The organism is Gordonia shandongensis DSM 45094, assembly GCF_000423025.1.
GTDB lineage: Bacteria > Actinomycetota > Actinomycetes > Mycobacteriales > Mycobacteriaceae > Gordonia > Gordonia shandongensis.
In genome coordinates this window covers 1-24501 of the sequence record NZ_KE383969.1, presented here as the reverse complement: position 1 = coordinate 24501, position 24501 = coordinate 1, and the positions used below count along the sequence as shown (strand labels likewise).

The 24501-nt window shown below is 70.5% G+C and carries 21 protein-coding genes, 2 pseudogenes and 1 riboswitch; of the genes and pseudogenes, 13 read left to right on the top strand and 10 right to left on the bottom strand.

Features of this window, described 5'->3' with window-relative positions:
* From G528_RS17755 to G528_RS0114595, 4 genes and pseudogenes are all read left to right on the top strand, one after another.
* A pseudogene (locus G528_RS17755) lies at positions 1–819 on the top strand (hypothetical protein); the annotation flags it as partial.
* A gap of 164 nt (positions 820–983) precedes the next feature.
* A complete protein-coding gene (locus G528_RS0114605) occupies positions 984–1544 on the top strand; it encodes a YceI family protein (protein WP_026919603.1) in 561 nt (186 codons plus the stop codon).
* 67 nt (positions 1545–1611) lie between these two features.
* Positions 1612–3393, top strand: a complete 1782-nt coding sequence (locus G528_RS0114600) for an adenylate/guanylate cyclase domain-containing protein (RefSeq protein ID WP_245569793.1) — start codon at positions 1612–1614, stop codon at positions 3391–3393.
* Positions 3394–3395: 2 nt separating this feature from the next.
* Entirely contained in the window at positions 3396–4265 is an 870-nt protein-coding gene (locus tag G528_RS0114595) for an oxidoreductase (RefSeq protein ID WP_026919601.1), read from the top strand.
* Between the two features lie 18 nt (positions 4266–4283).
* On the opposite strand, the gene G528_RS0114590 is transcribed toward G528_RS0114595, so the two are convergent.
* Positions 4284–4958, bottom strand: coding sequence for an alpha-ketoglutarate-dependent dioxygenase AlkB (locus G528_RS0114590; RefSeq protein WP_026919600.1), 675 nt, complete (start codon positions 4956–4958; stop codon positions 4284–4286).
* Positions 4959–5022: 64 nt separating this feature from the next.
* Between G528_RS0114590 and G528_RS17750 the strand changes: the two genes are divergently transcribed.
* Positions 5023–6216 (top strand): pyridoxal phosphate-dependent aminotransferase, encoded by a 1194-nt coding sequence (locus G528_RS17750; protein WP_051198867.1) that lies wholly within the window; start codon positions 5023–5025, stop codon positions 6214–6216.
* A 2-nt stretch (positions 6217–6218) separates the two neighbouring features.
* On the opposite strand, the gene G528_RS0114580 is transcribed toward G528_RS17750, so the two are convergent.
* Together G528_RS0114580 and G528_RS0114575 are read right to left on the bottom strand one after the other, a co-directional pair.
* A complete protein-coding gene (locus G528_RS0114580) occupies positions 6219–7862 on the bottom strand; it encodes a DNA repair helicase XPB (protein WP_026919599.1) in 1644 nt (547 codons plus the stop codon).
* Between the two features lie 41 nt (positions 7863–7903).
* The gene (locus G528_RS0114575) at positions 7904–10246 is read right to left on the bottom strand and encodes a helicase-associated domain-containing protein (protein ID WP_026919598.1); all 2343 of its coding nucleotides are present in this window, start codon (positions 10244–10246) and stop codon (positions 7904–7906) included.
* A gap of 46 nt (positions 10247–10292) precedes the next feature.
* Here G528_RS0114575 and G528_RS0114570 point away from each other — a divergent pair, with 46 nt between their 5' ends.
* On the top strand, positions 10293–10472 hold the full coding sequence (locus tag G528_RS0114570) for a hypothetical protein (RefSeq protein ID WP_026919597.1): 180 nt from the start codon (positions 10293–10295) through the stop codon (positions 10470–10472).
* A 191-nt stretch (positions 10473–10663) separates the two neighbouring features.
* Here the strand turns inward: G528_RS0114570 and G528_RS0114565 are convergent, their stop codons facing one another.
* From G528_RS0114565 to G528_RS18545, 3 genes are all read right to left on the bottom strand, one after another.
* A complete protein-coding gene (locus G528_RS0114565; protein WP_026919596.1) occupies positions 10664–11299 on the bottom strand; it encodes a transglycosylase family protein in 636 nt (211 codons plus the stop codon).
* 7 nt (positions 11300–11306) lie between these two features.
* Positions 11307–11504: riboswitch (cyclic di-AMP (ydaO/yuaA leader) on the bottom strand.
* A 280-nt stretch (positions 11505–11784) separates the two neighbouring features.
* The gene (locus G528_RS18550; RefSeq protein WP_026919595.1) at positions 11785–12309 is read right to left on the bottom strand and encodes a flavin reductase family protein; all 525 of its coding nucleotides are present in this window, start codon (positions 12307–12309) and stop codon (positions 11785–11787) included.
* The gene (locus G528_RS18545; protein ID WP_026919594.1) at positions 12306–12515 is read right to left on the bottom strand and encodes a hypothetical protein; all 210 of its coding nucleotides are present in this window, start codon (positions 12513–12515) and stop codon (positions 12306–12308) included. Before G528_RS18545 ends, G528_RS18550 begins: the two co-directional genes overlap by 4 nt.
* 114 nt (positions 12516–12629) lie before the next feature.
* On the opposite strand from G528_RS18545, the gene G528_RS0114550 reads away from it, so the two are divergent.
* Entirely contained in the window at positions 12630–13049 is a 420-nt protein-coding gene (locus G528_RS0114550; RefSeq protein WP_026919593.1) for a cold-shock protein, read from the top strand.
* A gap of 9 nt (positions 13050–13058) precedes the next feature.
* Here G528_RS0114550 and G528_RS0114545 read toward each other — a convergent pair whose 3' ends face one another.
* Together G528_RS0114545 and G528_RS0114540 are read right to left on the bottom strand one after the other, a co-directional pair.
* The gene (locus G528_RS0114545) at positions 13059–13637 is read right to left on the bottom strand and encodes a DUF2771 family protein (protein ID WP_035720240.1); all 579 of its coding nucleotides are present in this window, start codon (positions 13635–13637) and stop codon (positions 13059–13061) included.
* A gap of 63 nt (positions 13638–13700) precedes the next feature.
* Positions 13701–15488: an MFS transporter gene (locus G528_RS0114540; RefSeq protein WP_035720239.1), complete on the bottom strand. Its 1788-nt coding sequence runs from the start codon at positions 15486–15488 to the stop codon at positions 13701–13703.
* Positions 15489–15629: 141 nt separating this feature from the next.
* On the opposite strand from G528_RS0114540, the gene G528_RS0114535 reads away from it, so the two are divergent.
* The 3 genes from G528_RS0114535 to G528_RS0114525 are packed head-to-tail and all read left to right on the top strand — an operon-like array spanning position 15630 to position 19834.
* Positions 15630–16412: a DUF3027 domain-containing protein gene (locus G528_RS0114535; protein WP_026919590.1), complete on the top strand. Its 783-nt coding sequence runs from the start codon at positions 15630–15632 to the stop codon at positions 16410–16412.
* Between the two features lie 11 nt (positions 16413–16423).
* Positions 16424–19216 carry a sacsin N-terminal ATP-binding-like domain-containing protein gene (locus G528_RS0114530; RefSeq protein ID WP_026919589.1) on the top strand — a complete coding sequence of 931 codons (2793 nt, stop codon included), beginning with the start codon at positions 16424–16426 and terminating at the stop codon, positions 19214–19216.
* Positions 19217–19243: 27 nt separating this feature from the next.
* The gene (locus G528_RS0114525; protein WP_026919588.1) at positions 19244–19834 is read left to right on the top strand and encodes a phosphatase PAP2 family protein; all 591 of its coding nucleotides are present in this window, start codon (positions 19244–19246) and stop codon (positions 19832–19834) included.
* Here G528_RS0114525 and G528_RS0114520 read toward each other — a convergent pair.
* Positions 19816–20064: a DUF2530 domain-containing protein gene (locus G528_RS0114520; RefSeq protein ID WP_026919587.1), complete on the bottom strand. Its 249-nt coding sequence runs from the start codon at positions 20062–20064 to the stop codon at positions 19816–19818. The two genes, G528_RS0114525 and G528_RS0114520, sit on opposite strands and share 19 nt — an antisense overlap.
* A gap of 96 nt (positions 20065–20160) precedes the next feature.
* Here G528_RS0114520 and G528_RS0114515 point away from each other — a divergent pair, with 96 nt between their 5' ends.
* The gene (locus G528_RS0114515; protein WP_026919586.1) at positions 20161–21669 is read left to right on the top strand and encodes an NCS2 family permease; all 1509 of its coding nucleotides are present in this window, start codon (positions 20161–20163) and stop codon (positions 21667–21669) included.
* A gap of 14 nt (positions 21670–21683) precedes the next feature.
* Here G528_RS0114515 and G528_RS0114510 read toward each other — a convergent pair whose 3' ends face one another.
* A complete protein-coding gene (locus tag G528_RS0114510) occupies positions 21684–22910 on the bottom strand; it encodes a GNAT family N-acetyltransferase (protein ID WP_026919585.1) in 1227 nt (408 codons plus the stop codon).
* 76 nt (positions 22911–22986) lie between these two features.
* On the opposite strand from G528_RS0114510, the gene G528_RS0114505 reads away from it, so the two are divergent.
* Both G528_RS0114505 and G528_RS18540 read left to right on the top strand, forming a co-directional pair.
* Entirely contained in the window at positions 22987–23847 is an 861-nt protein-coding gene (locus G528_RS0114505; RefSeq protein WP_026919584.1) for a TrmH family RNA methyltransferase, read from the top strand.
* A 72-nt stretch (positions 23848–23919) separates the two neighbouring features.
* A pseudogene (locus G528_RS18540) lies at positions 23920–24501 on the top strand (hypothetical protein); the annotation flags it as partial.

Below are 24501 nucleotides of genomic sequence, written 5' to 3'. Positions count from 1 at the left end.
AACATCGTCGAGAAGGTCGTCGAGAAGCCCGTCGACCACGTCGTCGAGCGGACCGTCGAGGTCCCCAACGTCATCGACAAGGTGGTCGAACGGCCCGTCGACCGTGTCGTGGAACGCATCGTCGAGAAGCCGAACATCGTCGAGAAGGTCGTCGAGACCCCGGTGGACCGTGTCGTGGAGCGCGTGGTCGAGAAGCCCAACGTCGTCGAGAAGATCGTCGACAAGGACGTCGAACATGTCGTGGAGAAGATCGTCGAACGCCCCGAGATCGTCGAGAAGGTGATCGAGAAGGAGGTGCTTCGCGAGTTCGACAAGCACGTCGAGACGCCGGTCCTCGTGGAGAAGGTGATCGAGAAGACCTTCGACCACGTCGCCGAACGCATCGTCGAGAAGCCCGTGGAGCACGTGGTGGAGAAGATCGTCGAGAAGCCGGTCTACGTGCAGGTGGAGAAGGTCGTCGAGAAGCCCGTCGAGCAGATCGTCGTGGTCGAGAAGCCGGTGTTCGTCCGCCGTGTCGTCGAGAAGCCGGTGGAGCGGTTCATCGACGAGGAGGACGAGGTGAGCACCGTGCGACACGACGGTGCATCGGGCGGAACCGCCCCGACGGGATTCTCCGCGCAGCAGTACACACCGCCGGAGTACACGGGATCGGAGTACGCGGGGTCGGAGTACAGCGGCCGGCACCAGTGGGTGGAGGCCGAGACCGGGGAGCATCCGGGGGACGGGTTCGTCGGCGGGCAGTCCGACGAGGCCCGTGCCCGCGAGCGCGTCCAGCCGTCGTACCGCGTTCGGACGCCGCGGCACCGCAGTCAGGACTGATCGCGACGCACACAGCAGGGGACCCCGCCGACGGGCGGGGTCCCCTGCTGTCGTGTGAGTCCGACCACAATCGGGATGCAAACGGACCGCGGTCCGGTTATTCTCGGGTGGACGGACCACAGAGCCGACAGACCCACGACGCAACCAACGCGAAGGAGCACACAGTGACCACTGCAGCGACCCTCACCCCGACCGACCTGACCCCCGGCACCTGGACCATCGACCCGGTCCACTCGAGCATCGGCTTCACCGTGCGACACCTGATGGTCTCGAAGGTGCGAGGCACCTTCAACGGTTTCACCGGCGCCATCACCATCGCCGAGGACGGCACGCCGTCGGTGGCCGCCGAGATCGACGTCACCACCATCGACACCCGCAACGCGCAGCGTGACGAGCACATCCGGTCCGCCGACTTCTTCGACGCGGAGAACCACCCCACCGCGTCGTTCACCGCGACCTCCGTCGAGGCCGACGGCGACGACTACGTGCTCACCGGCGACTTCACCCTCCGGGGCGTCACCAAGCCGGTGTCGCTGACCATGGAGTTCAACGGCGTCAACCCGGGAATGGGACACGGTCCCGTCGCCGGCTTCGAGGCCACGACCGTGATCAACCGCAAGGACTTCGGAGTCGACTTCGACGCGCCGCTGGAGACCGGCGGCACCGTGGTCGGCGACAAGATCACCATCACCCTCGACATCGAGGCGCTCAAGGCCGACGCCTGATCCGACGGGCCCCCGCGCCGCCAGACACCTCCCGGTCCCCGGACCCCACGAGTTTTCGGTAACCTCAGTGGGATTCTCCGACGAGGCCGGGAGGTGTCTGGCATTGCGCGACCGGCATCGCACCGAGCTCCACCGATTGGCACGCTGGATCGACGGTCGGCTGAAGGTCGCCTACTTCGGCGGACGACTCGTCGACGGTGGCCGCGAACGACTCGCGAGCGACTGGCAGGAGATGGATCCGCCGCTCCGGCGGCGCATCGCCGGTCGAGCCGTGCTGATCGGCGGCGCGATCATCGCAGGCGCCAAGGTGCTCATCTCCGTGGAGACGTTCGTCGCGGTTCTGCTGGCCTTCAGCGGCGGCGACCTGACGTTCCGGGCGGGTGGCGGCGACCCCGGGATGCTCGCGATCCTCGTCTCGACCGCCGTCGGCGTTCTCGTCAGCGTCATCGTCTCACTGCTGATCATGCGTCCCCACCTGGAGTGGTTCTCGGCGGGCCGGCCGGCGGACGACACGCGGCGCCGCCAGATCCAAGTCCTGCCGATGCGCCTGGCCTTCGCCGACCTGATCGGGTGGCTGGTGGCGTATGTCGCCTACATCCTCGTCGCGAACGCCGACGCCCGATTCCTCATCGCGGTGCTCGTCGCCTTCGCCCTCGGCGCGGTCACCTCGTCGTGCCTGTCGTACGTGTTCATCGAGAGTGCCGCCCGCCCGCTGATGGTGATGGCGCTCGGCGGGCGCTCGATGCGGCTGGTCGTCCACGGTGTCCGCGAGCGAATGATCGTCATCTGGGTGGTGTCGTCGGCGGTGCCGATGGTCGGGATGGTGACGATCGTCGCGGGTCGAGCCCTGGAGCTGGTGCCGCCGTCGAGCGGACGGTTCGACTGGCCGATCGCCTTCCTGGCCATCATCGCGCTGGCGTCGAGCGGCCGCGTCGTCGGACTGGTCGGCCGCACGATCCGCGACCCGCTCACCGAACTCACCGAGGTCGTCGAAGCCACGGCCGACGGCGACTTCACCCATCGGGTCGCGGTGTACGACGCCTCGGAGATCGGCGTCCTGCAGAACGGCGTCAACTCGATGCTCGACGGATTGGCCGAACGGGAGCGGATGCGAGAGATCTTCTCCCGCCACGTCGGGGTCGGCGTCGCCGAGCGGGCCCTCGAAGGCGGCGGGGAGCGCACCGGCGGTGAGCTCGTCGGCTCCAACACCGAGGTGGCCGTCCTCTTCGTCGACATCACCGGCTCGACCTCGTTCGCCGCACGGCGCGATCCGCGGGAGACGGCCGTGGTGCTCAACGCGTTCTTCTCCATCGTCGCCGACGTCGTGGAGGAGCACGGCGGGATGATCAACAAATTCGAGGGCGATGCGGCGCTCATCGTCTTCGGGGCGCCCGCGGCGTTGGCCGACCCGGCCCGGGCGGCGCTGCGCGCTGCGCGCGAACTCGGCGAGTCTCTCGGTGAGAAGCTTCCCCTCGAGTGGGGGATGGGGGTCTCGTACGGCCCGGTCTTCGCAGGCAACATCGGCGCCCGCACACGCTACGAGTACACGGTCATCGGCGATCCGGTGAACGAGTGCGCCCGACTCTCCGATCGTGCCAAGGAGGGGCAGTCGCCGGTGCTGGCGAGCGGAGCGGCCATCGATGCGGCCGCCGCCGCGGACGACGAGGCGGGCCGCTGGCGCCGGGTCGACAGGATCGTCCTGCGCGGACGACCCGATCCGACCGACGTGTACGCTCCGCGCGACCTGATCATGCCCTCGCAGCCGCCGTCGCTGGGTAGTGTGCTGTCGGAACTCGTGAAGTTCGCGAGACCGCGAGACAAGACGCGGCAGGGCGCCAAGGAGCAGTGATGATGCGCGGGTGGAGTGCCGAGGACATGCCGGACCAGTCGGGACGGCGATTCGTCATCACCGGGGCCAACGGCGGATTGGGAGCGCAGATGGCGCGGGCCCTCGCGGCCGCCGGAGCGCATGTGACGCTGGCGTGCCGCAATCTCGCCACGGCGGCGCCGGTGGCCGAGGAGATCGGTCCGACGGCGACCGTCGTGCACCTCGACCTCGCCGATCTGTCGTCGATCCGCGAGTGCGCCGACCAGATCGGCCCGGTGGACGTCCTCATCAACAACGCCGGGGTGATGGCGCTGCCGTTCCGGCGCACCGCGGACGGTTTCGAGATGCAGATGGGCACCAACCATCTCGGGCACTTCGCGCTCACCGGGCTGCTACTGCCGCGGATCGCCGACCGCGTGGTGGCCCTGTCGTCGCTGGCCCATAATCTCGGGCGGGTGCACGCCGACGACCTCGGCTGGCAGCGTCGGCGCTACAACCGCTGGGAGGCGTACGGCGACTCGAAGCTCGCCAACCTCATGTTCGCGCGGGAGCTGGCCCGTCGGCTGACCGCGGCCGGGTCGACGGTCCGCTCGACGGCCGCGCATCCCGGATACGCGGCGACCGGACTGATGGGGCACTCGGAGACGCCCTTCGATCTGGTGGCCCGCGCCGGCGAACTGCTCCGGATCGGGCAGTCCGCGGCCGACGGTGCGCTCCCGCCGCTGTACGCGGCCACGATGGACGTCCCGACCGGCTCGTACTGGGGGCCGCGGCTGGTGATGCGCGGTGCCCCCGCGCCGGCGTCCTACCGCGGGCGCGTCGACGATCAGGTGCAGCGGGACCGCCTGTGGCAGGCGTCCGAAGACCTCACCGGAGTGCGGTACGAACTCTGAGCGGGAATCGTGCGGGAGTCACATGACTCCCGACGGTCGGAACTGCACGCTGATCCGCGGTCCGGCCCCGGTGGTCTTCGGTACACAGTGATCCCACGTTCGCTGACAGCTGCCGCCCATGACGAGCAGATCGCCGGAACCCAGAACGAAGCGGCGAGACGGGCCGCCGCCGCGGGGACGCAGGAGCAGCGAGCGCGGTGAGCCCAGCGACAGGATCGCGATCAGCGTGTCGTCGGTCCGGCCGCGGCCGATGCGGTCGCCGTGCCAGGCGACGCTGTCGGCACCGTCGCGGTACAGGCACAGTCCGGCAGTCGCGAACCCCTCGGGCAACTCTGCTCGGTAGTGGTCGCACAGTGTCGAACGGGCCTCGGCGAGGATCGGGTGGGGCAGGGCCGCGCGCTCGTCGTAGCGGGCGACCAGACGCGGGACCTCGAGGATCGTGTCGTACATCCGACGACGTTCCCCGCGCCACGGGACGTCGGCGGACAGGGCGTCGAACAGATCGAGGGAGCCGCGGATCCACCCGGGGCGCACATCGACCCAGGCGCCGTCGGGGAGATCGTGGCGCACCGCCCCGACCCCGATGGCCCCGACACCGACCGCCCCGACACCGATGGTCCCGACGTCGGTCGACTGGTCGGTACGGCAGGCGTCCGTCTCGTCGAACAGCGATGCCTGCACTCCCGCGGTCATGATCCCGACCCTACGCCAATTCGAACACATGTACTAGTACGGGTTCGTGTGACACGCTGGTGCCATGAGTCTCGTCGCACGGATGGCGCCCTTCACGTCAACGATCTTCGCCGAGATGTCGGCGCTCGCGGTGGAGCACGATGCGGTGAACCTCGGCCAGGGCTTTCCCGACACCGACGGGCCGGCGTCGATGCTCGCGGCAGCGGTCGACGCGATCACCGGCGGCCGCAACCAGTACCCGCCCGGGGCCGGGATCCCCGAACTGCGGGAGGCGATCAGCGAACAGCAGCGTCTCGACTACGGGCTCGACTACCGGCCCGACGACCAGGTGCTGGTGACCGTCGGCGCCACCGAGGCGATCGCCGGCGCGATCCTCGGGACCGTGGAGCCCGGCGACGAGGTGGTGATGATCGAGCCGTACTACGACTCCTACGCGGCCACCGTCGCGCTGGCCGGCGGGGTGCGGCGGACGGTGCCGCTGGTCGGCGACGGCGACGGTTTCGTCCTCGACCGCGAGGCGCTCGCCGCCGCGTTCGGTCCGCGCACCTCCGCGGTGCTGGTGAACTCGCCGCACAATCCCACCGGAACCGTGTTGAGCCGCGACGACCTGGCCGAGATCGCCCGGCTCGCCGTCGAGCACGACGCGATCGTCATCAGCGACGAGGTGTACGAGCACCTGATGTTCGACGGTCGCGTGCACGTTCCCATCGCGACCCTGCCGGGGATGGCCGAACGGACCGTTCGGATCTCGAGTGCCGCCAAGACGTTCAGCTGCACCGGGTGGAAGGTCGGCTGGCTCAGCGGGCCTCCGCACCTGGTCGCGGCGGCCCGCGCTGCCAAACAGTACCTCTCGTATGTGGGCAGCGGCCCCTTCCAGCCGGCAGTGGCCCACGCGCTGCGCACCGAACGCGACTGGGTCCGGCAGACGGCGGCGGATCTCGAACGCAAACGCACGCTGCTCTCGACGGCGTTGCGCGAGACGGGTTTCGACGTCCACCGCAGCGAGGCCGGCTACTTCGTCTGCGCTGATCCGCGGCCCCTCGGATACGACGACGGCGCACAGTTCTGCCGCGACCTGCCGGCGGTGACGGGCGTGGCCGCCGTGCCCGTCAGCGCCTTCGTCGACGATCAGGACGGCTGGCGGCACCTGGTCCGCTTCGCCTTCTGCAAACGCGACGAGGTGCTCGACGAGGCGGTCGCCCGACTGGAGCGCCTCCCGTCGCCCGACCGGACGCCCCGCGAGGCGTCCGGGACGTAACGCTACGGAAGGACGATGTCGCCGGCGTCGACGATCCGGTACGCGTACCCCTGCTCGGCGAGGAACCGCTGGCGGTGCGCCGCGTAATCGGCGTCGAGGCTGTCGCGCGAGACCACCGAGTAGAAGTGCGCCTGCCCGCCGTCGGCCTTCGGACGCAGCAGCCGTCCGAGACGCTGCGCCTCCTCCTGGCGTGACCCGAACGTGCCCGACACCTGGACCGCGACCGACGCCTCGGGCAGATCGATGGAGAAGTTCGCGACCTTCGAGACGACGAGCGTCTGGATGTCACCGCGCCGGAAGGCGTCGAACAGCTTCTCGCGCTCGGCGTTCCGCGTGGACCCCTGGATGACCGGACAGTCGAGTTCGCGACCCAGCTCCTCGAGCTGGTCGATGTAGGCGCCGATCACCAGTGTCTGAGAGCCGCGGTGCCGGTCGATGATCGAGCGGACCACCCGCACCTTCGACCGCGCGGTAGAGCAGAGCTTGTATTTCTCCTCCGACTCGGCGGTCGCGTACTGCAGCCGTTCCTCATCGGTCATCGTCACCCGGACCTCCACGCACTCTGCGGGCGCGATCCAGCCCTGCGCCTCGATGTCCTTCCACGGTGCGTCGTACCGTTTGGGTCCGATCAGGCTGAAGACATCGCCTTCGCGGCCGTCCTCGCGGACGAGGGTGGCCGTCAGTCCGAGCCGACGCCGAGACTGCAGGTCGGCCGTCATCCGGAACACCGGAGCGGGCAGCAGATGCACCTCGTCGTAGATGATCAGCCCCCAGTCGCGCGAGTCGAAGACGTCGAGGTTCTTGTACTCGCCCTTCGATCGACGCGTCATCACCTGATAGGTGGCGATGGTGACGGGGCGGATCTCCTTGCGTTCACCCGAGTACTCGCCGATCTCGTCCTCGGTGAGCGAGGTGCGGGCCATCAGCTCGCGCTTCCACTGCCGACCGGCGACGGTGTTCGTCACCAGGATCAGCGTGGTGGCGCGGGCCTTGGCCATCGCCGCGGCGCCCACCATCGTCTTGCCTGCGCCGCACGGCAGCACGACGACGCCCGAACCGCCGGCCCAGAACGAGTCGGCGGCCAGCTCCTGATAGTCGCGCAGGTGCCAGTCGGTCTGCTCCAACTCGATGGGGTGGGCCTCGCCGTCGACGTATCCCGCCAGATCTTCGGCCGGCCAGCCGACCTTGAGCAGCACCTGCTTGAGGCGGCCGCGCTCGGACGGGTGGACGACGACGGTGTCGTCGTCGATGCGGGACCCGAGCATCGGCGAGGCCTTCTTGTGCCGGAGGATCTCCTCGAGGACGGCGCGGTCGAGGCTCACCAGGGTGAGCCCGTGCGCGGGACTCTTGACCAGTTGCAGGCGCCCGAACCGGCCCATCGTGTCGACGATGTCGACGAGCAGCGGCTGCGGGACCGGGAACCGCGAGTGGGTCACCAGTGCGTCGACGACCTGCTCGGCGTCGTGGCCGGCGGCCCGCGCATTCCACAGTGCCAGCGGGGTGACGCGGTAGGTGTGGACGTGCTCGGGCGCCCGTTCGAGTTCGGCGAACGGCGCGATGGCCGCGCGCGCCGCGGCGGCGCCGGGGTGGTCGACCTCCAGCAGGAGGGTCTTGTCCGATTGAACGATGAGCGGTCCGTCAGTCACTCGACCATTGTCCAGGTTCCCCGGTGTCGGGGCCACCCGCGTCAGAGCACCTCGACGCGGGTGATGCGGTGAACGGCGAACCGGAGGCCCTCCTCGCCGCCCTCCTCGTCGGCGACGAGCTGTCCGGCGCTCAGCGCGGTCGCGCGGACGACGTGGCGGCCGGCGGCGCCCTGCGCGTCGACGTAGCCGATCCGCAGGCGCCGCCCCGTGGTCAGGGCGAGCTGGATGAGCGCTGTCACACTCTCTCCCGAGCCGGTGGTCGATGCCGTGGTCGACGCCGTGGTCGTCACCGGTCCGGCGGCGCGGTCGGCGGTCCGCATGCGTCCGACGACGGCCTGCGCCTGCCCCGGGGAGAGCCGGCTGCGACGGGGTCCGGGCGCGGCGGCGCCGGGGCGCGTGGAGAGTCGTGCACCGCGGCTACGCAGGTCGATGAGGGCGCCGGCGGAGTCCTCGCCCGCAGGCGCGAAACCGGCGGCGCGGAGCCGGTCGACGACGTCGCGCAGGGGTGCGGGCGAGACGGCGACCGTCGGTGCGAGGGCCCGCAGTGCGAGGTCGCCGGCGACGCTGCCGCGCAGCACCTCCGCGAGGGTGGCCGCGTCATCGCACCGTACGAACGACGACGCCACGCCGACCCGGAGGCTGCCGTGCCGGCGAGCGACGTCGTCGACGAGGTACTCCAGCGCCTGCGGGACGCCGGTGCGCGAGTGTTCGGCGAGGAAGGCCGTCACCTCGGCTCCGGTGCGACCGGTGTCGAGTGCGCGGCGGATGCTGTCCTCGGTGATCCGGTACACCGAGGCCGCCCCACCCGACTCGAGGTCGGCCAGGGCGCGGAGCCGGTCGGCCGTGGCCGGCTCCAACGGGCCGGGGACCATCACCGTGAGGTCGGCCTGGACCAGGAAGTGGTCGATCGGGTCGGGCAGCGCTCGCGCCATGGCGGCCGACGCCTCCGCGGCGTCGTCGTCGGGTCGGGCCGTCAGGACGGCGCGGCCGGCGGCGGTCAGGGAACCGTGTGCCACGACGCCCAGCTCGGTGGCCTCGCGGATCGTCTCGGCGACCACGTGTCGGGTGAGGCGGCGGAGCTGGCGCGGATGCCTGCGGCCCAGGTGCGCGACGAGATCGTCCACGGCGACCGGATGGGCGGGCGGAACGTCGGCGAGCGGTTCGAGGATCGCGCGCCGCGACGTGGCGGCACCGGCGTCGTACAGACCGGACGACAGGGCCCCGAGGACGGTGCCCTCCTGATCGGTCTGGCCGATCTGCCACGGTCGTCGCGGCAGGTCGAGCCAGGCGCGGGCCATGCCGAGCCAGCGGTGCGCAGCCGGTTGGTGCGCCCACGCGTCGACGGCGGTGGTGGGCGCGAAGACGTCGTCACCGTAGGAGTCGGTGTCGGCGGACTCGAGAAAGCCGGCGTCGAGCAGTCGCTGCCGGGTGAGCAGTTCCACGAGCAGCCCCACGCGGGCGACGCTCAGCGTCGTGGTCTTCGCCAGCCGGCGCAGTTCGCGGATCCCGACGCCGCCGGAGCGCAGGACGGCGGCGGGCGCCGCACCGAGCGCGTCGATGAGGTCGTCGGCGTGCCGCAGCAGTTCCAACGCCTCCCCGGCGCCCGCGGCGTCGACGGCGTCGGCGTCGAACCGTCCCGGACTGTCGGTGAGCGGCGGCGGCGTCAGGACCGCGGTGAGCAGCGGCGGTTCGCCGCGGAGGACCTGGCCGACCTGCGGGGGCAGCTCCACGGTCTGCTCGTCGACGCGGGCGAGCAGACCGGAGGCGAGGAGCACGGGCACGGGGGCGCTCGGATCGGCGCCGGGCGCGGCGTCGCGGCTACGGCCCAACGGCGATCCGGCGGCGAGGGTGGCGAGGAGTTCGCGGGGACGCTCGTCGAGGGCCGCGATCTCGTCGGTGATCTCGTCGGGGGTCGATCGGGCGACCGGTCCCAGCAGGTGGCGTGCACGCCAGGGGAGCGCGGCCGCGAGGTGGCCGCCGCCGATCCACGCCCCGTACCGGCCGCGGGTCCGGGGGCCCGTACCCCACAGCAGGCCGCGGGCGACGAGCAGGTCGAGGCGTTCGTCGACGTCGGCGCGGCGTGCGCGCCGGCCCAGTCGCTCGACGATGTCGGCGCGGGACACCGGCCCCAGGAGCTCCTTGCGCTCGCCGATCTCGTCGGCGGTGTCGAGGAAGGCTTCCAGGACGGCGATCGTGAGCAGTTCCAGATCGTCCCCGGCCAGGGAGAGGGATGCCGCCGACAGTGCGCGCTGGGCGAGCACACCGGTGCCGCGCGGCGGTGGCGACGCGAGGTCGGGCCGGGCGATCAGCAGCCTGATCAGATCATCGTCGGACCGTTGTGCGAGATCTTCGGCCAGCCCTCGTAGCGGCAGGTCCGGACTCATTCGCCCAACATTACCGACCGCGCGTCGGGCATGGCACAATGAGGCCGTGGCTAAGAAGAGTGGATACGTAGACAACGGCTGGCCCGAGGACCACGGCGACGATCACGCCGTGACCGAGCTGGTCGCTCACATCGCGGGTGCGCTCTCGCCCTTCGGCGACACGCAGTTCCCGATGCCGGCGGAGCACCTGCCGTTCGTGCATGCGAAGACCGTCGTGAACCGCTGATCGATTCTCGACTCCGGATCGAACGCTCCCGAGTGATGCTCGGGAGCGTCGTCGTGCGCTGAGACCGGCCCGGGTCCGCAGACGAGCAGGGTCCGCAGACGAGCAGGGTCCGCAAACGAGCAGGGTCCGCAAACGAGAAAGCCCCCGCCGCGGCGGGGGCTTTCTCGTTTGTCAGAACGCGGTCGGGATGATCAGGGGAGGTTGATCAGGCCCTTGTTCTGGTTGTAGAGCTTCAGCTGGTCCGGGTTGAGCTGGAAGCCGGAGCTCTTGGCTGCGGCCCAGGCGTCGCGGACCTCGGGGCTGAGGTTCGAGGCCTTGACGGCGTCGTCGACCTGGTCGATGGCCTCGGCGGTCGACTTCGCGTCATCGCTCGACCCGATGCTGCCGTTGGTGGACGGAGCTTCCTTGGTCTTCGGGGTCAGCGGGTTCGCCTTGGTCTTCGGCGCGGTGCGCGGGGTGGCGCTCGAGAGCGGTCCGCCGCAGGTGGGCCATGCGCCCTTGCCCTGGTTGGCCAGCACGCGCTCGCCGATGGCGATCTGCTGGTCGCGAGTCGCCTGGTCGGCGCTCGGTGCGTACTTGGTGCCGCCGTGGGCGGCCCAGGTGCTCGGGCTGAACTGCAGTCCGCCCTGGTATCCGTTGCCGGTGTTGATCGACCAGTTACCGCCCGACTCGCACTGTGCGACCTGATCCCACTCGGAATCGGTGGCGGCATCGGCGTGGCCGGTGCCCATGAGGCCCGCAGCGCCACCGCCCATGATGGCGGAGGTCAGTGCGATCTTGGCGAAAGTCTTGGTGCTGGTCGTCGGCTTTGCGTGACGTCCGGTCATGGTGGTGTCTTCCTCTCTCCACGCGCCTACGAGGTGAGCTGTCGGGTTCGGGCGAGAGGTGCCCGGTACTGCTCGACGCCACTGGGTGTGTCGTCGGGCGGGGACTTAACCCCGAGGCCGTCCGCGGGTGGCGGTCGGCCGGTTTCCCCGAGGGGATGGTGGGTCCCCCGTCCTCGCTCCTGAACTGCATTAGCGGTTGTTCCGCCGGCGGAAGCGAGGTTGGGCGCGACCGGCGAAGCTGCTGTCGTGTGGCCACCGGGGTGGCGGCCACCGAGAACACTACGGCCTGGTCGCGTGCGATTCACGCGTTGCCGAAAGCGTTAAGTTAACGGCCAGTAGGGGTGGTTGAACGGATGAATCGGCGTCCCCGCTGTTCACGCGGTTGATGCCCGTCTCATGTCCGGTTCGTTACGGCATTGTTATGTGATCAAGATCACTTCGAAACTGAGAGCTGTGACACGGAATCGGCGCACCGCAGACCCGGATCAGACGCCCGCACGACGGGCCTCCAGCGCTCGGAACGAGCTCGCATGGAACACCAGGGGCTCCACGGCGGGGTCGCTGCGCAACGCCTCGATGCGCAGCAGGACCACGACGTGGTCACCCGCCGGGACCTCGTCGAACACCGAACACTGCAGATGCGCGCTCGCCCCCGGAACGAACACCGCACCCGACTCGCCGACGATCGGATGGACCCCCTCGAAACGACCGTCGGGAGGGCCGGCCATCCGGCGGCAGATCTCGCCCTGATGCGACGCGAACACGCTGACCCCGAGCGACGCCGTCGGGCTTTGCAGAGTCGGCCACGTGGATGACCCGTTCCGCACGCAGACCGAGACCAGCGGCGGGTCGAGGGAGACCGTGGTGAACGCGCTCGCCGACATCCCGATGGGGGTCCGGCCGTCGTCGGCGATCCGGCAGACCGCGACCACCCCCGACGGAAAGCAGCTGAAGGCCCGCTTGAGCACCGACTCGTCGGTGGCCGGATGCAGCCGCCTCGCCGGCGTCACCGGCTCCGCCGTCCCGACAGCAGGGCGAACACCAGCCCCAGGAACAGTCCGAGCGGCGCGCACATCGCCAGCACATACATGACCGTGACGGGGACGGTGCCGCTCTCGCGGACGGCGGGGAACAGCAAGGCGATGCCGGCGATCATGCCGACGCCGAACATGACGACCGCCACGCCCAACAGGCGTGAGGACTTCTGGGTCTGCATGGCGTCCACGGTAGCGCCGGCGGTAGAATCGGATGCAGTGCGCCTCTGCTCGGACTGCCATCGGGCTCAGGCGCTTTTGTCTGTGGCAGACCGAAACAGTTGAGGGTGAGCACTGTGCCGACCGGCCGGGTGAAGTGGTACGACTCCGCGAAGGGCTTCGGATTCCTCTCGCAGACCGACGGCGAGGACGTCTACGTCCGCGCGTCGGCGCTGCCCGACGGTGTGGACGACCTCAAGGTGGGGCAACGCGTCGAATTCGACATGGCGGCCGGACGACGCGGCCCCCAGGCCCTCAAGGTGACCGTGCTCGAGCCCGCGCCGAGCGTGGCCCGCAACAGCCGCGAGGCGGCGCGTCGCGACCGCGATGCCAAGCGACTCTCGCCCGACGAACTCCACGGTCTGATCGCCGACCTGATCACCCTGCTGGAGGGCAAGGTGCAGCCGGGACTGCGCAACGGACGCTACCCCGATCGCAAGACCGCACAGCGGATCTCGGAGGTCGTTCGCGGCGTCACCCGCGAACTCGACCGCTGACCGGCCGCGTCACCGGCGGACGTCGGGCAGCGGCGTCGTATTCGTGACCTTGTAACCGTCGGGCGACGTGTTGACGGCGAAGTTGCCGCGGGGCAGGAAGTCCCCGTCGGGGCTCGTCGGGGTCGCCTCGATGTAGACCGCCGAGATCGGTGAGATGTCGATGCCCAGCAGCACGCGGTCCGGCTCGCTGTCGAGGAGCTGGGTGAACGCGGTGTCCGGCGAGTGGTACCAGACCTCGCGCTGCACGCCCCGCGGCGTCGCGAACTCCGCCGTCAGGAACCACGGGCCGTCCGACACCTCGATGGGGACGCTGACGCTCACCTGCTCGCCCACGGCCACCGGGTGCTGGTAGATCCGCAGCTTGATCTTGCCCTGGTCGTCGCGGCCGTGGCACGAGTCCATCGTCACACTGCACCAGAATCCGGGCTCCACGCGGGTCAGGTGATCGCCGGCCTGGACGGAGACCTTCGGCAACGGCTTCTCGGCACCGGTGACCAGGAACGCCGTGGCACCGACGATGATCGCCAGGGACGCCGCCACCACCGCCCCGAGAACGCCGAGGGCCTTCTTGTCACCCGGTTGCAGCACGAATCCGTTCCTTCCGTCGTGATCGGCGCGAACGCCGAGGCGAGTCTCCCGCCGTCGGTTCCGCTAGGCGCGGGGCGCCCGAAGATGGGCGGGCACCTCGATCGGCATCGTCGGCGCCGCATGGTCGGGGCGCCGACCGCCGAAGCCGGGCACCAGCGTAGCGCCGCGGCTGGTGAGCACCGTCTGGACCGTGCCGATCCCGACGAGAACCGAGACCACCGTGAAACCGATCCACAGGGTGGTCGGGAGCAGCACACCGAGCGCCGCCCCGAACACCCAGCACAGTTGCAGCACGGTCTCGGAGATGCCGAACGCCGATGCCCGCGACTCGTCGGGGAGGTCGTCCTGGATGCTCGAATCCATGCAGACCTTCGCGATCGCGCTGGTCGCCGAGCCGATGAACGCCGCGAGCGCCACGAACAGCAGCTGATCGAACAGTGCGGCCAGGACGCAGCCGACGAAGGTCGTGATGGTGGCCCCGACGACGATCCGCGTGGGGTTCTTCAACTCGATGCGGGTGCCGACACCGTTGCCGATCGCGTTGCCGACACCCGCTGCGGCGCCGACCGCACCGAGGAGCAACAGCTGCCCCCATCCGGCGCTCGGACCCGTCTGGGCCTTGGCGTAGAACGCCGCGTACAGCGTGAGGAATCCGGTGAGGATGCGGATGGTGCCGTTGCCCCACAGGCCGGTCACCACCGAGCGACCCATGGGCTGGCGGATCTTGGCGGCCAGCCGTTTCGGCAGACTCCGGCCGTCGGCGCCCGCCGCCGCCTCGGTCGCCGGGGTGCCGCGATAGGTGATGGTGGTCGGGACCTCGCCCTCGGTGACCTCCACCCACGACGGGATCTTCATGCAGAAGAAGGCGCCGACCCCGGCGACGGCGACGAGGAACACCAACGCACCCGGGAAGTGGAAGGGCAGCGCCTTGCCCAGCAGCATCTCCAGAGCGCCAGCGATGCCGCCGCCGACGATGGTGCCCGCGATGAGGCCGAAGGTCGTCAGTCGCGAGTTGACGCGGACGAGGTCGATCGACGGCGGCAGCACGCGCGGGGCGACCGCCGATTTGAGGACGCCGAACGATTTCGACAGGACCATCAGCCCGAGGGCGCACGGGTACAGGACGTACGGCGAGTACTCCAACTGTCCGGCGTCGGCGTCCCAGTGCGAGTTCATGATGATGAGCAGACCGAGGACGGCGCGCAGGGCGAAGGTGGCCGCCATCGCCAGTCGGCGGCCGTTCTGCAGTTTGTCGAGCAGCGGGCCGATCAGCGGGGCGATGAGCGCGAACGGTGCGATCGTCAACGCCAGGTAGAGGGCGACGTTCGCCTTCGAGTCGGCGGTCGCCGCGGCGAAGAACAGGGTGTTCGCCAGCGCGACGGCCATCGCGGCGTCGACGGTGTTGTTCGCGATCACCGGGATGGTCAGCGCGGTGAGTCCGGAGCGGTCCGCACCGTCGGCGGTGGCGGCCCGGTGCACCATCGTCACCCCCCGCCGGGTGAAGTACTTCGACCTGCGCGCCATGACGCGCATCACCGTCACCTTCTCCGGCGGCACGTACTCGTCGCGGCCGCGACGTCCCGACCGGAGGCGGGACGTCGGATCGTCGGCGTTGCCGACCGCGTCCTCGCCGAGGGGCGGCAGGTGCGGATTGCGTGTCCGCGGCGGGAGATAGCCGTCGCTGGCCGGACGATCGGCACCGGGCTCGAACGGACGCGTGGGCGTACGACGCCGCTGGTCGGCGGGGTAGTTGGCCTGTCCGGGGTGCGGAGCGGGCCGACGCGGCGGACGCGACGGCTGCTGGGGACCCCGGGCGCGCGAGCGGTCGTCACCGGGCTGACGGTTCTTCACATCTCCGATTGTTCCCTATCGCGCGGACAGAACGGCGACAAGGCGGGGCGAGTCGGGGACTGTGACGTGCATCGGGGTCACCGACGTGCATTCGGGGTCCCTGACGTGCATTCGGTCGGTCGGGTGCGGCAAACTGGAGGCGTGAGTGTTGCTATCGACGCCGAGGCATTGGTGGAGGCCGTCGACTTCGCGCGGGAAGCGCTGGTCGCAGACGGTGAGCGTCCCGGTGCGCACCTGGGTGCGACCGCCGAGGGCCCGTACGCCGCCGCACACTATTTCGCCGCCGAGGTCCCGGGATATCGGGGCTGGCAGTGGTGCGTGGTCGTCGCCGGCACCCCGGAATCGTCCGAGGTGACCATCAGCGAGACGGTGCTGCTCCCCGGCGACGGTGCGCTCCTGGCTCCGCAGTGGGTCCCGTGGAACCGCCGCGTGGAGGCCGGCGACCTCGGGCCCGGTGATCTGCTGGCCGCCCCGGCGGACGACCCCCGGCTCGTTCCGGCGCAGATCGACACGCTCGACGTCGACCCGGTGGACCGCGACCAGGTGGGTCAGGTGGCTGCCGAGATCGGTCTGGGTCGTTCCCGGCTGCTGTCGTTCGACGGCCGCGCCGACGCCGCACAGCGGTGGTACGACGGCGACCACGGTCCGTCGTCGACGATGGCGCGCCAGGCCAAGCACGCGTGCGGGACCTGCGGTTTCTACCTTCCGATCGCCGGTGCTCTGCACGGTGCGTTCGGGGTGTGCGCCAACGAGTACGCCGTCGACGGTCGCGTGGTCTCGGTGGAGTTCGGCTGCGGCGCCCACTCCGATGTCCGCGAGGCCACCGGGGCGGGGTCCCCGGCGTACGACGCCTATGACGACGGGGCCGTCGAGGTGGTACCGCATCCGGAGCCGACCCCCGCCGACGCCTCGTCCGCCGACTGACCACCGCGTCGGTGCCTGACTCACCCGGCCCAGATCCCGTCGACCCAGATCCCGTCGGCCCAGACCCGTTCGGTACCGATGCGCTGCGCCGGGCGGTCCTCGAGGGTTGGCGGAGTGTGCCGACCCGGCTCGCCGAGGACGCCGCGGCGGAGGCCGAACTCATCGAGATCGGCTACCGCGACCGCCTGTTCACCGAACTCGTCGCCAACGCCGCGGACGCGGCAGCGGCGGCCGGGGAGACCGGTCGCGTCGCGATCTGGGCGCGGGACACGGCCGTCCACGTCGCCAACACCGGTGCGCCGCTGACGGCCGACGGCGTCCGATCGCTCACCGCGCTGCGCGTCTCGCCGAAGACGCCGGGCGGGGTCGGTCGGACCGTCGGCCGGTTCGGGCTCGGATTCCGGGCGACGGCGTTCGCACCGCGCGTGGTGATCGCCTCGACGACCGGTTCGGTGCAGTTCGACGCCGACCGCAGCCGCGCCGCGATCGCGGAGGTGCTGCCCCGGACCCCCGAGGCGGTCCCCGTGCAGCGGCTGGCGTGGCCGTCGCCGGAGCGGCCGACGCCGGGCTTCGTCACCGAGGTGATCGTGCAGGTCGACGACGCCGACCGGGCGGCCGGCCTGGTCGCCGCGGCTGCGGCCCAGGCTCCCGATCTGCTGCTCGAACTGGAGGCCGTCGACCGGGTGGAGGTCGACGGGGTGACGTTCAGTCGCCGGGACGGCGCCGACGAGACGATCGTGGAGCGCGACGGGGTGCCGCTGCAGACGTGGCTGACCGCGCGGTCGGGCGGAACGCGGTGGCTGGTGCGGCTGGTCGACGGACGCGTGGTGCCCGAAGCGGGCGGGGTCCTGCGCAGCCCGACCGCCACCGACGTGGAGCTGACCCTCCCGGCGCGCGTCGTCACCGATCTGCCGTTGACACCCGACCGCCGCGAGCTGCACCCGGACGCCGACATCGCCGCCGCCGCGGCCGGCTACCCCGAGCTCGTGGCGCTGGTCCCGGACGATCAGAAGAGCACGGTCCTGCCGCCGCCCGCCCTCGGTGCCGGACGCGTCGATGCGGCGCTGCGGTCCGCCGTCCGTGACGCTCTCGCCGAAGCTCGATGGGTGCCCTCGGCGTCGGGGGAGGCCCTCCGGCCGTCGCGCGCATGGGTGCTGCCGGGGCTCTCCGACGCCGCCGCCACGCTGCTGCGCGACGTCCTGGAGCCGCTGGCCGCACCGGCGGTGTGCGACCGGGTCACCGCGTCGGCCCTCGTGGGACTGGGGGCCCGCGAACTCGGTCTCGCCGATGTCGCCGATCTCCTGACCGGAGTGCAGGGGCGTGAGCCGCGGTGGTGGGCGGAGCTGTACGCGGCACTCGCCGAACTGGCCCCGGATGCTCGTGACGTGCAGGAACTGTCCGCGATCCCGGTCCCGCGGGCCGACGGCCGCATGCACGTCGGGTGCCGCGGACTGTTCCTCATCGACGGTCTGGACGCCGTCGCGGACGCGCCGGCCCCCGCGTGGGTGCCGACCGTGGCGCCGGCCGCCTACGACCCGCTGCTCGAGCGACTGGGGGTGGAGCGGATCTCGCCGGCCGCCGCGCTCGAGCATCCCGCCCTCGAAGCCGTCGTCGACGACCCCGATGCGGATCCGGAGTTCCTCGAGGAGGTCACCGACGTCGTCCTGCGGCTGCTCGCGCTGCCGGACGCCGGTCCGGCGCCCACCGCGCTCGGGGCCCTCGACCTGCCGTGCGACGACGGTGACACGCGGTCGGCCGACGAACTGCTGTTGCCGGGAAGCCCGCTCGTCGACGTGCTGGTGGCCGATGCGCCGTTCGGTGTGGTCTCGCAGCGCGTGGTCGACGCCTACGGTGCGGACGCGGTCCGACGGCTCGGCGTCGGCTGGGGGTTCGGCGTGCTCCGCGACCCGGCGCCCGTGGCACCCGACCACGACCTGGCCGACGAGGAGTCGTGGTGGGACGAGCAGGAGCCGCCGCCCGAGACGCTCGCCGCGGTCCGCGACCTCGATCTCGTCGACCCGAACCGCTGGCCCGCGGCACTGGACCTGCTGGCGGGTGACCCGGACACCGCACCACTGCTCGCCGACGGATACACCCGCTGGTGGCTGCGCCGGTACGCGCGGATCGACGACGTCCCGCTCCGGCTGCTCCGCGACCCCGACGACCACCGGTACGGCGGACTGTTCGACGCGGTCACGGTGCCCGAGGCCGCCCGCGGACTGCTGGCGGCGCAGGCCCCGGAGGACGCCGATGAGGCCGGTGCGTGGCTGGCCGCGCTCGGCGACCCCGACCGGGACGTGGCGCCCGGCGCCGCACTCCGGGCGCACGCCGCGCTCCTCGCCTCGCTGCGCGAGGGCCGCTACCGGCTCGAGGACGTCGATCCGCCCGACGGTGCGCGCACCCTCGCCGGAACCGTCACCGACGATCCGTTGGTCGTCGACGCACCCTGGTGGATCGACGTGATCCCCGCCGGCCGCTGCGTGCTCGCCGGTCTGCCCGTCGACGCGGCGGCGGCACGCATGCTCGCCGACCTCCTCGACGTCGACACGGTCTCCGATCGGCTCACCGCGATCCCCGACCCCGGCGGCGACGCTGTGGGACCGGATTCGCCCGAGGCGGTCGCGCTCCTCGCCGCGCGGGGGCTGCCGCCCGCCGCCGACGTCCGTGTGCACGACGACCTCGTCGTCACCGTCGTCACCGGTGAGAACGCAGGGGAGAAGGACGCAGGGGAGAACGACGCAGGGGAGAAGCGCGTGCCGATGTGGGTCGACGACGCCGGTGTCGTTCATCTGTCGCGGCGGTGAGCCGACCGCGCCGGGTACGGTTGACGTGTGCAGCCGTTCTCATTCGATGAGCAGATCACCGACTGGGTGGTCGACAACCGGCACGAGCCGCTGACCTGGGTCCTGCACATGGTGACGGTCCTCGGCGACACCCTGACGCTCGCGCTGGTGGTGATCGGCGTCGCGGTCCTCGCGTGGATCGCCAACCGCATCGACTTCGCCGCATCGATCGTGGGCGCCGCGGTCTCCGGCTACCTCCTGATGTGGATTCTCAAGGTGATCTTCTCGCGGCCCAGACCGCCGGTCGAAGATCGGCTGATCGACGTGGGCGGAGCCTCGTTCCCGTCGGGCCACGCGACCCTCAGCACCATCGTGTACCTGCTGTCGGCGGTCATCCTCTACCGCCTCTACCCGAGCGTGCGGGCCCGCGCACTGTGGCTGCTGTGGCTGCCGGTCCTGCTGGCCGCGATCGGGGTGAGCCGCGTCTACCTCGGCGTGCACTGGACCTCCGACATCCTGTTCGGGTGGGTCTTCGGCCTCATCTGGTTGACGATCGGCCTCATCGGACACGCTCAACTGCGCAAACGCCGGCTCGCCGCGGCCTCGGCGCGCCGACGGGCTCAGTCCAGTCCGTCCTGAGCGCCGCGCGAACCGCGTCGCACGGCCGCCTGCTGGATCAGGACGACCCCCGTACCCAGGACTCCGACACCCAAACCCACCAGGCAGACGGCCAGGGCGCGGTCGGGGCCGACGCCGCCGAGCCACACCACGAGCGTGGCGACGAGCCACGCGAGCATGCCGACGACGATGACCGGTTCGGGTGCGCGCAGACGCGCGTGCAGGGGCGGGATCGCAGTCTCGTCGGGCATGCGCCTCAGGGTACTTTCCCGGGGTGCCGCGCGGACCGACACGGTGTCGGGTCACAATAATTCCCGTCCCACGATGCGACAGTGAGAAGGAACGCGATGACCGACCCCGTCGACGACGAGTCACCAGCATCCGGCGCGGAGCGTCGCACGCCGACCGGACGGCTCGCCGCCGTCGACCGGTACTTCAAGATCAGCGAGCGCGGCTCCACCGTCGTCCGCGAGATGCGGGGCGGCCTGGTCACCTTCTTCGCGATGGCCTACATCGTCGTGTTGAACCCGATCATCATCGGCGGCACCGCGGCCACCGGCGACGACCCCGGCACCAATGTCGACGCCTTCGGGCACGCCCTCGACCCCAACCAGGTCACCGCCGTCACCGCGCTCGTCGCCGGCGTCATGTCACTGCTGTTCGGTCTGGTCGCCAACTTCCCGTTCGCGTTCGCCGCCGGACTGGGCATCAACAGCCTGCTCGCCGTCACCATCGCACCCCAGATGAGCTGGCCCGCCGCGATGGGTCTGGTCGTCATCGACGGCATCATCATCGTGATCCTCGGCATCACCGGGGTCCGCACCGCCGTGTTCAACGCGGTCCCGAATGAACTCAAAGCCGCCATCGCCGCCGGCATCGGGGCGTTCATCGCCCTCGTCGGCCTCGCCAACGCCGGCTTCGTGACACACGGCTCGCCCCACGGGCCGCCCGTGCAGTTGGGTATCGACGGATCGGTCGCCACCGTCCCGACGCTCCTGTTCGCCGTCGGCGTCCTGCTGATGGGGGTGCTCGTCGTGCGCCGAGTACCGGGCGGCCTGCTGCTCGGCATCGTCGTGATGACGATCGTCTCGATCATCGTGGAGGCGTTCCTCGACCTCGAATCCGGCGACGAGGGCGGCTGGGCGATGAACGTGCCCACCCTCCCCGAAGGCGGCGTCGGCGTCCCCGACCTGTCCCTCGTGGGCGACGTCGACCTGTTCGGCGCCTTCACCGGCGCCTTCGAACACGTCGGAGTCCTCATCGCCTGTGTCTTCGTCTTCAGCCTCGTCCTCTCGAACTTCTTCGACGCCATGGGCACCATGACCGGACTCGGCAAGGAGGCCGGTCTCACCGACTCGAAGGGCAATCTGCCCGGCATCGGCAAGGCGCTCGCCGTCGAGGGCGTCGGCGCCGTGGTCGGCGGCGCGGCATCGTCATCGTCCAACACCGTGTTCGTCGAATCGTCGTCCGGTATCGCCGAAGGCGCCCGCACCGGATTGGCCAACGTCGTCACCGGCACGCTGTTCCTCGCTGCGATGTTCTTCACACCGCTGTACAAGGTGGTCCCGATGGAGGCCGTGGCACCCGCACTGGTCATCGTCGGTGCCCTGATGATGGCGCAGGTGCGGGAGATCGACTTCAGCAGGTTCGAGCTGGCCCTGCCCGCGTTCCTGACGATCGTCGCGATGCCGTTCACCTACTCGATCGCCAACGGCATCGGCGTCGGCTTCATCAGCTGGGTCGTCCTGGCGGTGGCGCGCGGCAGATGGCGACAGACCCACCTGCTGCTGTGGGTGGTCGCGGCCCTGTTCATCCTCTACTTCGCACGCGGACCGATCGCCCACCTCGTGGGCTGACCGCTACAAGACCGTCAGAAGAACGTGCCGGAGAACGGCGCCTGCGGGACGGCGAACATCGCCGCGAACTCCTCGACGGCGTCGTCGTCGGCGTCGAACCGGCCGGCTGCGTGCATCTGACGGACCGGAATGCCACCCAGGTAGAGACTCGAGAGGGTGGCGATGTCGATGCGCACGTCGGCGGCCTCATCGGTGGTCGCGACCTCGCCGCGTCCGCCGGACACCGTCAGCCGGTACCGTCCCGCGCGGTCGCCGAAGTCGTCGGACACCTCGAAGACGAGGGCGCCGTCGGTCGCGTACGTCCGCCGCGACAGGGCGTCGGCGACGTCGAGGATCGACACCCACAGCGTGTCCGGGCGGCTCTGCACGTCGATCGCGCGAGCGTCGACCAACTTGAGGGGCAGCGGATCGTCGACCGGCAGGTCCGCGCTGACGGCGGTGATCAGGTCGAGGCTCGTCAACACCCGCCACAGGTCGGTGTGCGCCTGATCGGTCACCGCGATCATGTCGTCGACGATGGCGGTCTTGTCGCGCGCATCCACGCGGTACGCGGCGTACCCGTCGTCGTGCAGAAGGTAGAACACGTCGGTCGTCTGCGAGTTCCGCCGGAAACTGCGGTCCGCGAGGATCGACGGCCACCAACTGTCTGGGCGGGTGAGGGCGCCGTTGCGGGCCGCGGCCCAACGGGCGTGGACCTCCGGGATGTGGCGGGCGATCTGTTCCCCGGCTCCGTACCGGACGCGCGAGTCGGTCGGTGCGGGCGTGCGCAGCGCCGCATCCGACGGTGTGATCCGCACACGGTGCGCGAACGTCGCCGGACCGAACCCGAAACGCTCGTAAATGGTGCCCTCCGAGGCGGTGAGCGTCGCCAGTGGAAAACCGCCGGCCTGCCAGTCGGCGTACTGCTGGGTGAGCATGCGCCGAAGCATGCCGCGTCGTCGATGCGTGGCGGCCACCGACACCCACGACAGTCCGGCGGTCGGCGTCACAGCGCCGCCGGGAACGGTGATCGGGATGTCGAAGTACAGCGAGAACGCGACGATCTGGTCGTCGGAGCCGGTATCGCGGATGACGACGGTCGCATCCTCGCCGACTCGGCCGCGGAACTCGAGCATCTCGTCCGCGGGAAGGGGTTTGGGCAGCGCGAACGCTCGCGCGTCGATGGCGAAGATGTCGGGCCAATCGGTTGGCAGCGCGCGCTCGAGGATCAGTGAATCGGGGTCGGGCGTCGGGGTGCTCACCCGTTCCAGTGTGCCAAAGCTCACCGCGGGCCCCGCAGGCCCTCCGGCTGCGGGACGGGTGTGGCAACGTTGACCCGTGGAGAACACCGAGACCCCGACAGGTCCGCTCGCTGTGGACGTCATCGACATCACCGATCCCGCCGATCCGCGGGTCGACGACTTCCGCGATCTGAACTCCGTCGACAGGCGTCCCGACGTACCGGCGCTGCCCGGCGGACGGATCGGCAAGGGGCTCGTGATCGCCGAGGGTGTACTGGTGGCCCGGCGGATGATCGTCTCGCGGTTCGCTCCGCACGCGTTCTTCGGCGTCGACCGACGGATGGCCGAACTCGTCGACGACCTCCGCGATCCCTCGCTGGCGGGTGTGCCGTTCTACCGTGCGAGCGCCGACGTGATGGCCGAGGTGATCGGATTCCACCTCAACCGGGGTGTGCTGGCGGCGGCGCGACGTCCCGACGAACTCGCCGTGGCCGATGTGATCGCCGACGCGAGCACGATCGCGGTTCTGGAGGGCGTCAACGATCACGAGAACATCGGCAGTGTCTTCCGGAACGCCGCCGGGCTCGGCGTGGACGGCGTGATCTTCGGTCGGGGGTGCGCAGACCCGCTCTATCGCCGCTGTGTCCGCGTCTCGATGGGACATGCACTGCTGGTTCCGTTCGCCCGGTACCGTGACTGGCCCGGCGATCTGGACGTGCTGCGGGACGCCGGGTTCACCACGGTCGCACTGACGCCGGGGGAGGGCAGTGTTCCGCTGGCGGGGGCCGTCTCCGGTGGCCGGGTGGCGTTCCTGGTCGGTGCGGAGGGGCCCGGTCTCACCGAACACACGATGCGGCGCTGCGACGTGCGCGCCCGCATCCCGATGAGCCGAGGGACCGATTCGTTGAACGTCGCGACGGCCGCCGCGCTCGCGTTCTACGAGCGCGCCCGCGTCTGATCCAGCCGCACGGATCCCTCCCACTGTGAGCCGATCAGGCGGGATTGTCGGACCCCGCGAGTATCATCGAACATGAGTTCGAGATGGTTCGAGTTCGAGATCACGGCCAACGTGATTGGAAGTTTCGGGGAGGACGCCATGACCGCGACGATGATCTTTCCGCCCGGACCGGGCAATCCCGGGCCGGGTCCGGTGTTGCGTGGGCCCGGTGAGTTGGCGGAGCCGTCGGTGTCGGTGACCGATGAGGAGTTGGTGATCCGGCTCCCGCGGCCCGTAGGAGCGGCCGGCCGGGCAGCGGACGGCAGGCATATCGAGGGCAGTGCAGGCGCTGAGAGCACCGCGGGCGGTGAAGGGTCTGGGTGTGATGATGCTGGGCGTGATGATGCGGCGATGATGATCTTCGCCGCTCGCGCCGACTCCTTCCACGGTCTGGTCCTGTGGCATCGGTATCGGGCGATCTACGACCTGGCCAGTGACCGGATCGCCGAGGCGAATGCTGCTGCCGATGCCAACACCACCGCCGACACCGCCGGGGACGGGAACAGTGATGTGTTCACGCGGCTCTACGATCCGCTGTGCCAGGTCGCCGCCTCCTACGCGGTGGTGGCCGGGGTGCGGCAGTGCACCGCCGAACGCTTCGTCGATGAGGCCCTC

Excerpts from the sequence above, each read along its gene's own strand:
- G528_RS0114595 (WP_026919601.1), top strand. The coding sequence starts at position 3,396 with ATGCGCGGGTGGAGTGCCGAGGACATGCCGGACCAGTCGGGACGGCGA.
- G528_RS18545 (WP_026919594.1), bottom strand. The coding sequence starts at position 12,515 with ATGCAGACCCAGAAGTCCTCACGCCTGTTGGGCGTGGCGGTCGTCATG.
- G528_RS0114590 (WP_026919600.1), bottom strand. The coding sequence starts at position 4,958 with ATGACCGCGGGAGTGCAGGCATCGCTGTTCGACGAGACGGACGCCTGC.
- G528_RS0114565 (WP_026919596.1), bottom strand. The coding sequence starts at position 11,299 with ATGACCGGACGTCACGCAAAGCCGACGACCAGCACCAAGACTTTCGCC.
- G528_RS0114515 (WP_026919586.1), top strand. The coding sequence starts at position 20,161 with ATGACCGACCCCGTCGACGACGAGTCACCAGCATCCGGCGCGGAGCGT.
- G528_RS0114575 (WP_026919598.1), bottom strand. The coding sequence starts at position 10,246 with ATGAGTCCGGACCTGCCGCTACGAGGGCTGGCCGAAGATCTCGCACAA.
- G528_RS0114520 (WP_026919587.1), bottom strand. The coding sequence starts at position 20,064 with ATGCCCGACGAGACTGCGATCCCGCCCCTGCACGCGCGTCTGCGCGCA.
- G528_RS17750 (WP_051198867.1), top strand. The coding sequence starts at position 5,023 with ATGAGTCTCGTCGCACGGATGGCGCCCTTCACGTCAACGATCTTCGCC.